This is a genomic window from Pseudomonas sp. CFBP13509 (genome assembly GCF_005233485.1).
Classification (GTDB): domain Bacteria; phylum Pseudomonadota; class Gammaproteobacteria; order Pseudomonadales; family Pseudomonadaceae; genus Aquipseudomonas; species Aquipseudomonas marginalis.
Genome location: NZ_QGAA01000003.1, coordinates 228,228 through 241,739, shown reverse-complemented (window position 1 = coordinate 241,739; position 13,512 = coordinate 228,228). Strand labels below are relative to the sequence as shown.

General features: G+C 63.3%; 9 protein-coding genes. 4 read left to right on the top strand and 5 right to left on the bottom strand.

The features are described from left to right. Positions 1–58: 58 nt before the first annotated feature. The 5 genes from PspCFBP13509_RS06960 to aspA form a co-directional block, all read right to left on the bottom strand. A complete protein-coding gene (locus PspCFBP13509_RS06960; protein WP_065946485.1) occupies positions 59–1,051 on the bottom strand; it encodes an AraC family transcriptional regulator in 993 nt (330 codons plus the stop codon). Between the two features lie 48 nt (positions 1,052–1,099). Next, the gene (locus tag PspCFBP13509_RS06955; RefSeq protein ID WP_137211730.1) at positions 1,100–5,662 is read right to left on the bottom strand and encodes a hypothetical protein; all 4,563 of its coding nucleotides are present in this window, start codon (positions 5,660–5,662) and stop codon (positions 1,100–1,102) included. Between the two features lie 116 nt (positions 5,663–5,778). Then, positions 5,779–6,756 carry an asparaginase gene (locus PspCFBP13509_RS06950; protein ID WP_137211729.1) on the bottom strand — a complete coding sequence of 326 codons (978 nt, stop codon included), beginning with the start codon at positions 6,754–6,756 and terminating at the stop codon, positions 5,779–5,781. A 77-nt stretch (positions 6,757–6,833) separates the two neighbouring features. Then, positions 6,834–8,279 carry an alanine/glycine:cation symporter family protein gene (locus PspCFBP13509_RS06945; RefSeq protein WP_065926754.1) on the bottom strand — a complete coding sequence of 482 codons (1,446 nt, stop codon included), beginning with the start codon at positions 8,277–8,279 and terminating at the stop codon, positions 6,834–6,836. Positions 8,280–8,693: 414 nt separating this feature from the next. Next, positions 8,694–10,118 (bottom strand): aspartate ammonia-lyase, encoded by a 1,425-nt coding sequence (gene aspA / locus PspCFBP13509_RS06940; protein ID WP_025854459.1) that lies wholly within the window; start codon positions 10,116–10,118, stop codon positions 8,694–8,696. Between the two features lie 182 nt (positions 10,119–10,300). Here aspA and PspCFBP13509_RS06935 point away from each other — a divergent pair, with 182 nt between their 5' ends. The 4 genes from PspCFBP13509_RS06935 to PspCFBP13509_RS06920 all read left to right on the top strand — a co-directional run bounded on the left by PspCFBP13509_RS06935 (position 10,301) and on the right by PspCFBP13509_RS06920 (position 13,456). Beyond that, complete coding sequence (locus tag PspCFBP13509_RS06935; protein WP_065926753.1) at positions 10,301–11,209, top strand: LysR substrate-binding domain-containing protein; 909 nt, start codon at positions 10,301–10,303, stop codon at positions 11,207–11,209. A gap of 308 nt (positions 11,210–11,517) precedes the next feature. Beyond that, the gene (purE, locus tag PspCFBP13509_RS06930; protein ID WP_003176980.1) at positions 11,518–12,009 is read left to right on the top strand and encodes a 5-(carboxyamino)imidazole ribonucleotide mutase; all 492 of its coding nucleotides are present in this window, start codon (positions 11,518–11,520) and stop codon (positions 12,007–12,009) included. An 11-nt stretch (positions 12,010–12,020) separates the two neighbouring features. Continuing rightward, positions 12,021–13,106 (top strand): 5-(carboxyamino)imidazole ribonucleotide synthase, encoded by a 1,086-nt coding sequence (locus PspCFBP13509_RS06925; RefSeq protein WP_065926752.1) that lies wholly within the window; start codon positions 12,021–12,023, stop codon positions 13,104–13,106. A gap of 104 nt (positions 13,107–13,210) precedes the next feature. Then, entirely contained in the window at positions 13,211–13,456 is a 246-nt protein-coding gene (locus PspCFBP13509_RS06920; RefSeq protein ID WP_065926751.1) for a GlsB/YeaQ/YmgE family stress response membrane protein, read from the top strand. Positions 13,457–13,512: the final 56 nt, after the last annotated feature.

Sequence of the window (13,512 nt, the reverse complement as noted above, 5' to 3'; positions counted from 1 at the left end):
GGGGATAAATATGGCCAAAGCCTGTGTCCGTTATTCGCCCCATGTGGGGGCACGCGACTCAAGCGCGGAACTGACTCGGTGCCACGCCGCTCCAGCGTACGAAGGCGTGCCTGAAACTTGCGGTTTCACTGAAGCCTAACTGCTCGGCGATGCGATAGATCGGCAGTTGGTCCTCGCCCAGCAACTGCTTGGCCCGCTCGAAGCGTAACTCGTCCAGCAGTTCCTGATAGCTGCAACCCAGGTCATGCAGATGCCGGCGCAAGGTGCGCGGCGAACAGTTCATCTGCCCGGCCAGGCCATCGATGCCGGGGGCGGCGTTCAATTGGGCGGCCAGCAATTGGCGTACCCGGCCGAGCCAGGCCTGGCGCCCGGTGAATTCGGTGTTCTGTTTGCGGCAGCGCTCGGCCATGGCGCGGTGGGTGATGGGGTCGGCCAGCGGCAACGGCTGGTCGAGCCAGCGCCGGTCGAAAGCGAAGGCATTGGCGCTGGCAGCGAAGGCAAGAGGGCAATCGAAGTGCTCGGCATAGCGTGCGCGATAGTCGGGGGCGCGGTGTTCGAAACGCGCACCGAGCAACGGCAGGGCATGGCCCAGCAGATCGTCACAGATGACCTTCAACGACACCAGGCAGAACTCGACATTGAAGGTGGCCAGCGCCGGGTTTTCCCGATACCCGTCGGCGGTGAACCAGATGCGCTGGCCGTCGTCTTCCAGGCTCAGCTCGAAAAGTGTTCCCAACAGCGCCGGATAGCGCAGGGCCAGGCGCAAAGCGTCACCGAAGGTGGCACTGGTCAGCAGCGCGTAGCCGAGCATGCCGTAGGATGACACGTGCATGCGCCGGCCCAACTCCAGGCCGATATCGCGGCGCAGGGCCACGGCATTGGCACACACGCGCATCTCCTGGTTGGTGGTGATGCGCGTGTCGGCGCGGTTCAGGTCGGCGCCGCAGATACCGCTGCCGGCCAGCAGCACGTCGCGGCTCACGCCCTCGGCCCTGAAGGTGTCGAGTACCAGGGAGACGGCGTTGAGCGTAGTCAGGTGCGAGTGCAGCATGGGGGAGTCCTGCCAGGGTTTGCCCAGAGGCAGCAAGGAGTGTGCCGCCTACTTGTGGTCAAAAAATAGCCGTTTGGCCGCCTCCAGGCTGATCTCGCTGCGGTAATAGTCGATTTGCTGCTGCTCGTTCAGGCCTTTGACCGAGTCGGCCGCCGAGCCTTGTCGATATTCATGGGTGGTTTTCAACCGTGCGCTGAGGTAGGCCTTGGCAGGCGTCCAGTCGGTCGAATAATGAAAGTGCGCGTACCAGAGCACTTGATGGGTCGCGCGCTCGGTGATGATGTATTCGTCCAGGTAGTCCGGTGTGCTGCTTTTGAGCCGGCGACGCCTCACGGATTTCTTGATGACGATCTCGTCGCGCTCGCTCAGCCATTCGACGCCTTTGGTGGTTGGGGGCTGATGCTTGATCATGCGCGTCATGCTTTCGGATGCGCGTCGGTACAGGTCCTGCGCGGCGTCGTTGAGCTGCTTGCCAAGGGCGGTTGCCGATTGGGTTTGATCGGCTGTGAGGGTGCTGTCGGCCAGGGCCTGCTCGATGTGCCGGTTGGTCTCTTCCAGCAGCAACGCGTGACGGTGGTACAGGTATTCGATGCCGACGGCGGTGCGCCCGGCTTGGCGTGTTTGCTCGATGGCCCGTTGCCTGAACGCGGGCAAACCGTCCAGCAGCGTGCGGCCCTGCCCGAGGCTGGCTTGAAGCTCGGGCACCGCCTGCTCGGTGTGTGCAGGGCTCAGCCGTTGCACCCAGACGTTGGGGCTTTTCTCATGGAAGGTGGCAATGACCTGCCGGGTCAGCGGTGACTTGATATCCACCAGGTCAGTTTCAAGGCCGACCGCCGTCAGGCGGGGCTCGCCGATCATCACGCCGTTGTAACGGGTATGGATGAATTTCTTCAAGGGCTTGGGGGGCGTCGGTGGAGGGGTGGGCCGGTTGCGCAGGATGTCCCGCTCAGCGTGCAGTTGGGACAGATGAGTTAAGGCCTGCCTGGAGAAATCCTTGACCTGTTTGCGCAGGCGTTCCAGCGGGGAGAGGTGGGTCAGGCTGGAAAACTCCTGGGAGAAGTCCTCCAGGCGCTCGTCAAGGACCTTGAACTGTTCGATCAGGCTGCTCAGGGATTCGATGCGTTCGTCCAGCCGCGCCTCGCTGCGTTCGTTGAGGGTGTCGCGCAGGGCCTGGACCGACAGATCGGCGTTGTCGACAATCTCATTGAGGTTGGCCCAGGCCTGGGGTGCACGGGTCGCGCTGTCCTCCGGCAGGCACAACCTGCGCGCCAGGGTTATCTGCAGGGCCTTGAGGTCGATGCTGGTGTAGGCCGGCAGTTTTTTCCTGGCGCTCTGGATCAACTGCACGCCCTCCTTGGCCAGGGCCTTGAGCTGAGTGAAGCGCGCATGGGTGTAGTCCAGGCGCGTGATCATGTCTTCACTCATCTCGGTCATTTGTCGCGCGTCTTCGACGTACCGCGCCGGGTGCCGGGTGTCGGGGTGTTCAAGCTGGTCAAGCACGACCCTGAGCTGGGGGGTGAAGGTGGTCTGGGCCTCCCTGATCGCGGCCTCGGTAAGCTCCAGTTGCGCTTTTATATAACCCAGGGCTTTTTGCTGGTAGTCGGGGACCGGGGTGAACACACTCAGGGTCTTGAGGTGTTGCAGCGCCGCTTCGTAATCCGCGCTCTGCTGGTCGAGCGTGTCCATGTAGTGCTGGCGTTTGACTTCGGCAGCGTTACCGGCGACGTCGGCCATGGCCTGGCGGGCCTGTTGCAGTGCTCTTTGTGCGGTCTTCTTGGCGTTTTCGAAGGCCTCAAGCTTGGCCCGTACTTCGGCGGCCTTGAGGGTCGCTTCCGCTTCGGCTTTGTTGAGCATGCGCTTGGGGCCGCCGCCGCGCAGGCGCAGGCGGGTGTCGACGAACCATTGGCCGGCGGCGTTGTGAATCAGCGGCGGTCCGGTTCGATCCGGCTGCCGAGGGTCGATGATGACCACGTTGCCCTCGTCGTTCGCGCTCACTTCAAACCAGCGCTCGCCGACCTGTGCGTAGAGACGCTGGGCGACGCGGGTAAGGTGGCGGGTCGGCCCCGGGCGGGTGTCTACGCTGCTCGCCGCGCCAGGCTGGCTGACTTTGAAACGGTCCAGCACCCGCCCCAGGGTGGCGGGCGAGCGATTGAGCGCGCCGCTGGTATGCAGCAGTGGAGTGTGGCCCGCTGGGCTTTCATTGCCGGCGATGGCGCCCAGCTGTTTGATCTCGACACGCTGCCCTGCCGAGGGCTCGGTCGGCCTGGATTCCCGCTCGGGCCGAGCGCCGCGGGGACGCAGGCGCGTGCTGATATGCAGGGTAATCGCCATCGACAGGTTCAGCAGCACGTCGGTGAAAGTGGTCCATTGGACCGCGGTGTCATCCTGCTCCGTGGCCCCGACAAACTGTTGCAACTGATCGACGATCTGCCAGATCCACAGGCCTGTCGCCACGCTGGGGCTGGTAAAGGGCAGCGCGGCATTGAGGAGCGTCCAGCCGGTTTGCTTGAGGGTCGCCCAGCGGTTTTCGGTATTGGAGGTCGACTGGCGGTCGGCCAGCTTGACCAGGGCCTGGGCGTTGGCTTCAAACAGCCCGGCGAGCAGGTCACCCTTGAGTGGGTCTTTGCCCAGGCCGATGGGGCCGCTCATGGTTTCCAGTGTCGAGGCGTCCACCAGAAAATCGGCGACGGCCCAGGGGGAAGGCAATGCTCCCAGGAACACATAGTTGGCGTAAGCATCGCGCGCGCTGTCCGGCAACCAGGCCAGCACCGAACGGCGCAGGTCGGGGGACTGGGCAATGGCGTACATCAGGTTGGCCGGGGACGGATATTGCACCAGGGCCGGGGTGAACAGAGGTCGATAGAGCAGGCAGGGGCCGGCGGCGGGATCTTGCGGGCCGATGACGTACATGTTTTCGACCTCATCGGCAGTGGCGTCGCCCCGCCGTTGCGGGATGAACGCCAGAGGCCGCATGACGATGGTCTGCCCGTCTACTGTGTGATCCGAGGCATCGGCTTGCATCAGGGTGGCGACGTATCGATAGCCGCAGTCATCGATGCCATCCTGTTGCTGAATCTTGCCTTGCAGGGCCAGTAACGGCAGCTGGATGCGTAGGTGCTGGATGTAGAGGTTCTTTCGCGATGAGGCCTCGCGGGGCATTTCCAGCAGCTTGCTTTTGATCAGCGCCGGGTAGTTCTGGCCGATGTCCACCCGGGAAACGAGGCTCTCGATGTACTCGACGGTCAGCCAGTCCGGCAGATTTTGGCCGTTATGCAGCTGCAAGGTCTTGTTGCCGACCGGGAGGGCGATCAGGTTGTGCAGCGCCAGTTCGGCGAGGTTGAAGGTGGTGGTCTCGGTCATGCCGGGCACCGTGAAAGTCCCCCACACCACCGGCTGCTGGACTTTCAGGGTGAGCGTATCCAAGGCCAGGGCACCGGCTTGCGGGTGGTCGTTGAGGATTTCCGCCTTGAGGTGATTGAGCGCGTACTGCTCGATGGGCGGGATATCGTCCTGATACGACTTGCCGCCGGTGCTGCTGTTCAGGGACGCGAGGTCCTTGAGATGCCGCGCATAGAAGTTCAGGTCGGACGTCGACGCCTCCTGCAGCCAGCCCGGCAGCGCCTGCTGATACCACTCGCGGTCGGGGCCGGGGCCGGTGGCCAACTCGGTGGCACCGGGTGGCGGAGCCGTGTCCGGGTGGCGCAGGTCGGAGAAGTCCAGGCTGCCGATAGCCTCGACCTGCAAGGCAATCAGGCTGCAGGCCTGGTGATCGAAAAAATTGCCGTCAGGTTCGAACAGGCGCCATTGCAACTGTGTGCGGGGCGCCGAGGTGTCCAGGCGAGCGGGCAGGCTCCGGCCCAGCTGTTCCAGGGACGCGAACTTCTCATAGCCCTTGAGCAGCGAGTGGGTGAGGATAACGTCTCGCCCGGCCTGCTTGCCGATCAGGACCGACAGCGCGAGCCGGTTGAGGTGGGTCACCTGCGCGCCGTCGACCTGATCGATGTCGAGCAGGTAGGCGTGGCTGGTGTATGGGTCGTCGAGCCGTCGCACATCGTAGGTGGGCGCGTGAAACAACTGGCGCGCCATGGCGCAGTCGCTTTCGTTCCAGCCCGGTGCCTGCCGGACATTCCACACCCCGCGCAATGAGTTGGACAGCTGATGCCAATGGGGGCCGCTGCCGTTGCTTTTGTTCCAGAACGCCAGCTGTTGCTCCTGCCAGGCCGCCAGCATGACGGGGGCCAGGGTATTGAGCAGATGGGCGATGTCACCGATGCGCACCGGCAAATGGGTTGGCGGCTCGGTGAGCGGTTGCTGGGTCAGAAAGTGTTCGCCTTCGATGTACAGGGTCGGTTCGCCGAGCACGGCCTGATCGGTCAGGCTGTCGCTCAGTGTGCCGTAGGCGGTGGTAGTGGCGCAGGCCTGTTCGTCGATGATGTCCCAGCCGGGGGTGCCGATCAGGCAGATATCGGGGTCGATTGCCAGTGTGGGGTAGCGGGCCTGCAGCGCCTGGCGCAACAACACCGCCGCCACTTCCCTGAACGACGGGCCTGTTAACAGTTGGGTGAGCAATTCCAGTGGCTGTTGTGAAGCGATTGAGATGGGCGTGGTCATGGGGCATCCCTGTCTTGCCGGTTGATGGGAACGGCCCGAGGTGTTCGCTCGGGTGTTCCATGCTAGGGGCCGGCCAGCCAGGGAAGGCGGTGACTATCTACAGTGCGGCGGTGGGGTCAGCTCAGTTCGCCGCACAGGTCCAGCTCTACCAGTCGCCGGACTTCGGCGATGGACAGCCCGGCCCCGAGCAACGCGTTGAGCTTGCCGAATATCGCTTCGCGGGTCATGCCGCCACCTGACAACACGCCCACGCCGCGCAGGCGGCTGCCGGCTTCGTACACATCCAGTTCCACGCCGCCTTCATGGCATTGGGTGATTGCCACGACCACGATGCCGTTTTCTTCGGCGCGCTGGAGGCTGGCAAGAAACTCAGGGTTATCGCTGGGCCCGGTGCCGCTGCCGAAGCATTCCAGCACCAGTGCCTGGATGCCACTGCCGAGCAGTGCGTCCAATTGTGCTGCGGCGATGCCCGGTACCAGCGGCAATACGCCGACATTGGCCAGGGCCTTCGGCTGGCGGTAATCCAGCGCGGCGGGCAGCGCTTCGGCTTGGGCCACACCGCCGTTGCGCTGCAGCGCGGCGAACGGATGGCGACCAAAGCTGCGGATCTTCGCGCAGCGGGTCGGGGCCATCAGCGCGCCGTGGAAGTACAGGTGCACGCCGGGCGCCAGGCCCTCGCCCAACGCCAGCAGGGCTCCGCTGACGTTTTCCCAGGCATCGCTGTCGGGGACGCCGGCAGGCAACATCGAGCCGGTGAACACCACCGGCGCCGGCAAGCCCAACAGCTGGAAGCTCATCGCCGCCGCGCTGTAGGCCAGGGTGTCGGTGCCGTGCAGGATCAGCACGGCATCGCAACCGTCATCCACGGCCTCGACCACGGCGGTGCGCAGGCGCTGCCAGTAGGCGGGGGTCATGTTGGCGCTGTCGATCAGCGGGGACATTTCCCGGAAGCGCCAGGCGGGTACTGACACGTTGGCGAGCTGTTCGCGCATGCGCGCTTCAAAACCGGATGCGGGCGCCAGGCCATTGGCGCTGGCCTGCATGCCGATGGTGCCACCGGTGTAGAGCACCATGAGGTTATTGGCTGGGGACATCGAAGATTCTCCTGAACGAAAAACGCCGCCGGGCCCAGAGCATGCCCAAGGCCGGGCGGCGTGTCATCTGTCTACGCTCAGCGTTGCACTTGAGCGTTCAGTTCTGCCGATGCGGCAACGTCCGGTTTTGCCGGGTTGGCCGGCCAGGCCTTGCGGTCCAGGTCCAGGTCTGGGAACTGGCTGGAGTCGAACACCGGGGTCTTGATGCCTGCCGCGCGCTGGTTGTCGTAGTCGTTCAGGATGCGCATGGCAATCTTGAACAGGAACGCCAGGGCAAACAGGTTGACGAACGCCAGCAGGGTCATGGTGATGTCGGCGAAGGCGAACACGGTGCTCAGGTTCTCGATCGAACCCCAGAAAATCAGCACCAGCACCAGCGCGCGATAACCCATCAGCACCTTGCGGTTGTTGCCCACCAGGAAGCGCAGGTTGCTCTCGCCCAGGTAGTAGTTGTACATGATCGAGGTAAACACGAACAACGCCAGGGCCACCGAGATAAACATGCGGCCCCAGTCACCCACCACAGCGGCCAGGGAGTTCTGGGTCAGGGCAATGCCGTCGCCTTCGAAGCCTGGGGTGTAGAAACCGGAGAGCAGGATCAGCAACGCGGTGCAGGTGCAGATCACGAAGGTGTCGAGGAACACGCTGAACGCCTGGACCACGCCTTGGGCGATCGGGTGTTCAACCGACGCTACCGCCGCCACGTTCGGCGCACTGCCCAAGCCGGCTTCGTTGGCGAACACGCCGCGCTTGACGCCCATGATGATCGCGCTGCCTACCAGGCCACCGAAGGCTTGGTCGAGGCCGAAGGCGCTTTTGACGATGGTCGCGAGCATGGCCGGTACGTGGTCGAATTGCAGCACGATCACATACAGGGTCACGGCGATGTAGACCAGGGTCTTGACCGGTACCAGCAGGTCGGCGATCGAGGCGATGCGCTTGATCCCGCCGATGAACACCAGGCCCAGCAATACCGCCAGGGCCAGGCCGGTGTAGGTGGTGTCCAGGCCAAACGCGTTGTTCAGCGAGTGGGTCACGGCGTGGGCTTGCAGGCCGTTGAAGGCAAAGCCGAAGGTCACCAGCAGCAGGAACGCCATGACCATCCCCAGCCAGCGCTTGTGCAGGCCGTGCTGGATGTAATAGGCCGGGCCGCCACGGTAGGTGCCTTCCGCGTCAGTGCGCTTGTACAACTGGCCGAGGGAGCACTCGATAAAGCTCGAAGACATGCCCACCAGCGCGGTGACCCACATCCAGAACACGGCACCCGGGCCGCCCAGGGTCACGGCAATGCCGACACCCGCGATGTTACCGGCACCGACGCGGCCGGCCAGGCTGAGCATCAGCGCCTGGAACGAGCTGAGTTGGTCGGAGCTGTTTTTCAGGCTGTCGCGAAACACCGAAAACATGTGGAAAAAGTGACGCAATTGAACGAAACGCGAGCGGATCGTGAAATAACCGCCGAGCCCGACAATGAGCACGATCAGTACTTTCCCTGAGAGGAAGTCGTTGATGACCTCGAGCATGGAGTGTTCCTCGCTGATTTTTCTAATGGCAAACGCAGGACGGTCCTACCCCTCGCATAGCACCAGGCAGTGCGCGACGGTTCGACCCCAATCCTTTTGCGGGTGTTGTTATTCATGCGCTATCGCGTGTATCCGGGCTCGTTACCGACGGCCGCAGACGCGAAGAGGGGCGGCACTATACCTAGGCGAACGTGATCCGTCTGCCCGGGCCGATTAAAGGTTTGTAGGAGCGAGCTTGCTCGCGAAGGTCGTGAACGATGAAGTTGGCTGTCTGGACGGTTGCGGTCTCCTTGCGTTTTTCGCGAGCAAGCTCGCTCCTACAAGCAAAAAAAAGGGCCTGAAGAACGAGCCTTCAGGCCCTCAAAAGGTGAGAGGTGTCTAGTCCCTCAACCTGGTGAGCGGTGCAACAAACGCTTAGGCCTTCAACGGGACCAGGCGTGGGGCAATCATGTTTTCGGGGCGCAGGATGTCGTCGAGCATGGCGTCGTCGAGCAAGCCTTCTTCGCGCACCAGTTCCAGCACGCCGCGGCCGCTTTCGAGGGCGATACGCGCAATGCGGGTGGCGTTTTCATAGCCGATGTACGGGTTCAGCGCGGTGACCAGGCCGATGGAGTGTTCCACCAGTTCGCGGCAGCGGGCTTCGTTGGCGGTGATGCCGACGATGCAGTGCTCGCGCAGCATGTCCATGGCGCGTTGCAGCAGGCGGATCGAGTCGAAGATCTTGAAGGCGATCAGCGGCTCCATCACGTTCAGTTGCAGCTGGCCGCCTTCGGCCGCCATCGTCAGGGCCAGGTCGTTGCCGATGACTTGAAACGCGACTTGGTTGACGGCTTCCGGGATCACCGGGTTGACCTTGCCGGGCATGATCGAGCTGCCTGGCTGGCGCGCCGGCAGGTTGATCTCGTTGATGCCGGTACGTGGGCCGCTGGACAGCAGGCGCAGGTCGTTGCAGATCTTCGACAGTTTCACCGCGGTACGCTTGAGCATGCCGGAGAACAGCACGAAGGCGCCCATGTCGGAGGTGGCTTCGATCAGGTCGGCAGCCGGGACCACTGGCTGGCCGCTGATAACGGCCAGGCGTTGTACGGCCAGGGCCTGGTAGCGCGGGTCGGCGTTGATGCCGGTACCGATGGCGGTGCCGCCCAGGTTCACTTCGGTCAGCAGTTCTGGCGCCAGGGTTTTCAGGCGGGCCAGGTCTTCACCGAGGGTGGTGGCGAAGGCGCGGAATTCCTGGCCGAGGGTCATCGGCACGGCGTCCTGCAATTGGGTGCGGCCCATTTTCAGCACGTGGCTGAATTCGACGCCCTTGGCGGCGAATGCCTGGATCAGACTGTCGAGGCTGGCCAGCAGCGCGTCGTGGCCCAACAGCAGGCCCAGGCGGATCGCGGTCGGGTAGGCGTCGTTGGTCGACTGCGCCATGTTCACGTCGTTGTTGGGGTGCAGGTACTGGTATTCGCCCTTGTTGTGGCCCATGGCCTCCAACGCGATGTTGGCGATGACTTCGTTGGCATTCATGTTGGTTGAAGTGCCGGCGCCGCCTTGAATCATGTCCACCACGAATTCTTCGTGGAAATCGCCGCGGATCAGGCGGGCACAGGCTTCGCTGATGGCCGCGTGCTTGGCTTCGCTGAGCTGGCCCAGCTCGCGGTTGGCGTCAGCCGCCGCTTGCTTGACCATTGCCAGGCCGACCACCAATTTCGGGTAATGCGAAATCGGAACGCCCGAGAGGCGGAAGTTATTCACCGCTCGCAGGGTCTGGATGCCGTAATACGCTTGGGCAGGTACTTCGAGTACGCCAAGCAGGTCTTTTTCTGTGCGGAATGATGCAGCGGAGGACATGACGGAAATCATCTCGATATGGACCCGGAACAGGCCGGAACGCTGCGAATGCTAGGCCTGTAGGAAATTTTGGGCCAATGCTGTTAAACACTGGCCTATGCATAAACGGCATAATGTGAGTGTGACCCGGCTATCATGGCGGGCGTGTGTGCCAAAATGGTGCGTATCCGTGGGAGGCAGTGATGAACCTTGAGAGCAAATGGCTGGAAGACTTCAGCGCCCTGGCGGCGACGCGCAGCTTTTCCCAGGCGGCGGAGCGGCGCTTTGTCACCCAGCCGGCGTTCAGCCGACGTATCCGCAGCCTTGAGGCCGCATTGGGCCTGACCCTGGTCAACCGCTCGCGCACGCCGGTTGAGCTGACGGCGGCGGGGCAGTTGTTCCTGGTCACCGCGCGTACCGTGGTCGAGCAGCTCGGCGAAGTGCTGCGCCATTTGCATCACCTGGAAGGCGGGCAGGGCGAAGTCATGCAAGTGGCCGCAGCCCACTCCCTGGCGTTGGGTTTCTTTCCGCGCTGGATCGCGCAATTGCGCAACGACGGCCTGAACATCGCCACGCGGCTGGTGGCCACCAACGTCGGCGATGCGGTGCATGCCCTGCGTGAAGGCGGCTGCGACCTGATGCTGGCGTTCTACGACCCGGATGCGGCGATGCAAATGGACGCCGAAATCTTCCCCTCACTGCACCTGGGCAACACCGAAATGCTCCCGGTATGCGCGGCCGACGCCGACGGCAAGCCGCTGTTCGACCTCGAAGGCGAGGGCAGTGTGCCGCTGCTGGCCTACAGCGCCGGGGCGTTCCTCGGCCGTTCGGTGCACCTGTTGCTGCGCCAGCGCGCGCTGCGCTTTACCACGGTGTACGAAACCGCCATGGCCGATAGCCTCAAAAGCATGGCCCTGGAAGGCCTGGGCATCGCCTGGGTGCCGCAACTGAGCGTGCGTGCCGAACTGGCCCGCGGTGAATTGGTGGTCTGCGGCGGGCCGCAATGGCACGTGCCGCTGGAAATTCGTCTGTATCGCTGCGCGCTGGTGCGCAAGGCGAATGTGCGGTTGTTGTGGCGCAAGTTGGAAGGTGGCGCGGCGCAAAGTACCTGAATGCGATCCCTGTAGGAGCGAGCGTGCTCGCGAAAAACCTGAGAGCGCCGCATCCATTCAGAACGCCCGCGTCATCGTTGGCGATCTTCGCGAGCAAGCTCGCTCCTACAGGGTCAATAAAACCGCCACTTTGCCCCGCTAGACAGATGGTCATCCCAGGGGCTGTTTATCTGGATTATTACGGTATACTGCGCGGCCTTCGGCCGGTCCAACCGGCCACATTTCGTACAACAAGCCACGCCGGATTTCCCGCGTGGCTTGTTGTTTTTTGACGCGCCTGCGGGCGCCCAGAGAGAAGAGGCACGACGATGAGTGCATTGGTTGGCGTGATCATGGGCTCCAAGTCCGATTGGTCCACCCTTAGCCACACCGCCGATATGCTGGAAAAACTCGGCATTCCGTATGAAGTGAAAGTGGTCTCTGCCCACCGCACCCCGGATTTGCTGTTCCAGTATGCCGATGAAGCAGAATCCCGTGGCATCGAGGTGATCATCGCCGGTGCCGGCGGTGCGGCACACCTGCCGGGCATGTGTGCGGCCAAGACCCACCTGCCGGTGCTTGGCGTACCCGTGCAGTCGGCAATGCTCTCGGGCGTGGATTCGCTGTTGTCCATCGTGCAGATGCCGGCCGGTATCCCGGTGGCCACCCTGGCGATCGGCAAGGCCGGCGCGATCAACGCAGCCCTGCTGTCCGCCAGCATCCTGGGCGCCAAGCACCCGCAGTTCCACGCGGTGCTGAAGAAATTCCGCGCCGAGCAGACAGACAGCGTGCTGGACAATCCAGACCCACGTATCGCCTGAGGGTGTTGACGATGAAAATCGGTGTAATCGGTGGCGGCCAACTGGGCCGTATGCTGGCCTTGGCGGGCACCCCGCTGGGGATGAACTTCGCTTTCCTGGATCCTGCGCCGGACGCCTGTGCGGCAGCCTTGGGTGAACACCTGCGCGCTGACTACAGCGACCCGGACCACCTGCGCCAACTGGCCGACGAAGTCGACCTGGTGACGTTCGAGTTTGAAAGCGTCCCGGCCGAAACCGTGGCCTTCCTGTCGCAGTTCGTACCGGTGTACCCGAGCGCCGAAGCCTTGCGCATTGCCCGTGACCGCTGGTTCGAGAAGAGCATGTTCAAGGACCTCGGCATTCCGACCCCAGCCTTCGCCGATATCCAGTCCCAGGCAGACCTGGACGCCGCCGTCGCCAGCATTGGCCTGCCAGCCGTGCTCAAAACCCGCACCCTGGGCTACGACGGCAAGGGCCAGAAAGTCCTGCGCACCGCCGCCGATGTGGTCGGCACCTTCGCCGAACTGGGCAGCGTCGCCTGCCTGCTGGAAGGCTTCGTGCCGTTCACCGGCGAAGTCTCGTTGATCGCCGTGCGTGCCCGGGATGGTGAGACCCGCTTCTACCCGTTGGTGCACAACACCCACGACAGCGGCATCCTCAAGCTGTCCGTGGCCAGCACCGATCACCCGTTGCAGGCCCTGGCCGAAGACTATTCCAGCCGCGTGCTCAAGCAGCTGGATTACGTCGGTGTGATGGCGTTCGAGTTCTTTGAAGTCGACGGCGGCCTCAAGGCCAACGAAATCGCCCCGCGTGTGCATAACTCCGGGCACTGGACCACCGAAGGCGCCGAGTGCAGCCAGTTCGAAAACCACCTGCGCGCTGTCGCGGGCTTGCCATTGGGCTCCACGGCCAAGGTCGGTGAGAGCGCGATGCTCAACTTTATCGGCGTGGTACCGCCGGTGGAGCGCGTGATCGCCATCCAAGACTGCCACCTGCATCACTACGGCAAGGCCTTCAAGGCCGGGCGCAAGGTCGGCCACGCCAACCTGCGCTGCAAGGACCGCGCAACGCTGCAAGCGCAGATCCTCAAGGTCGAAGCGCTGATCGCCGAGCAATAACCCGGGGATCGGCGGGAACCATTGGTTATCGCCGTCCTCTGATTGCAGGATGCCAAAGCCTGTCTAGGCTTTGGCATAGCTCACTTCATTCAGAGGGAAATGCCATGGGTATCATCGGAACCATCTTTATCGGCTTGATCGTCGGCCTGTTGGCGCGTTTCCTCAAGCCCGGCGACGACAGCATGGGCTGGATCATGACCATCCTGCTGGGTATCGCCGGTTCCCTGGCCGCGACCTACGGTGGCCAGGCACTGGGTATCTACCAGGCGGGTCAAGGCGCAGGCTTTATCGGCGCACTGGTCGGCGCCATTGTGCTGCTGGTGCTCTACGGCCTGATCAAAAAGAAGTAATCAGCCGACAAAGTCCTCTGCGCTGCGCAGGCGCAGAGGGCTAGAATGCTCGCCAC

Bases quoted from the DNA above. Each gene is read 5' to 3' on its own strand.
- purE (WP_003176980.1), top strand. From the start codon at position 11,518: ATGAGTGCATTGGTTGGCGTGATCATGGGCTCCAAGTCCGATTGGTCC.
- PspCFBP13509_RS06925 (WP_065926752.1), top strand. From the start codon at position 12,021: ATGAAAATCGGTGTAATCGGTGGCGGCCAACTGGGCCGTATGCTGGCC.
- PspCFBP13509_RS06950 (WP_137211729.1), bottom strand. From the start codon at position 6,756: ATGTCCCCAGCCAATAACCTCATGGTGCTCTACACCGGTGGCACCATC.
- PspCFBP13509_RS06920 (WP_065926751.1), top strand. From the start codon at position 13,211: ATGGGTATCATCGGAACCATCTTTATCGGCTTGATCGTCGGCCTGTTG.
- PspCFBP13509_RS06945 (WP_065926754.1), bottom strand. From the start codon at position 8,279: ATGCTCGAGGTCATCAACGACTTCCTCTCAGGGAAAGTACTGATCGTG.
- aspA (WP_025854459.1), bottom strand. From the start codon at position 10,118: ATGTCCTCCGCTGCATCATTCCGCACAGAAAAAGACCTGCTTGGCGTA.
- PspCFBP13509_RS06935 (WP_065926753.1), top strand. From the start codon at position 10,301: ATGAACCTTGAGAGCAAATGGCTGGAAGACTTCAGCGCCCTGGCGGCG.
- PspCFBP13509_RS06960 (WP_065946485.1), bottom strand. From the start codon at position 1,051: ATGCTGCACTCGCACCTGACTACGCTCAACGCCGTCTCCCTGGTACTC.
- PspCFBP13509_RS06955 (WP_137211730.1), bottom strand. From the start codon at position 5,662: ATGACCACGCCCATCTCAATCGCTTCACAACAGCCACTGGAATTGCTC.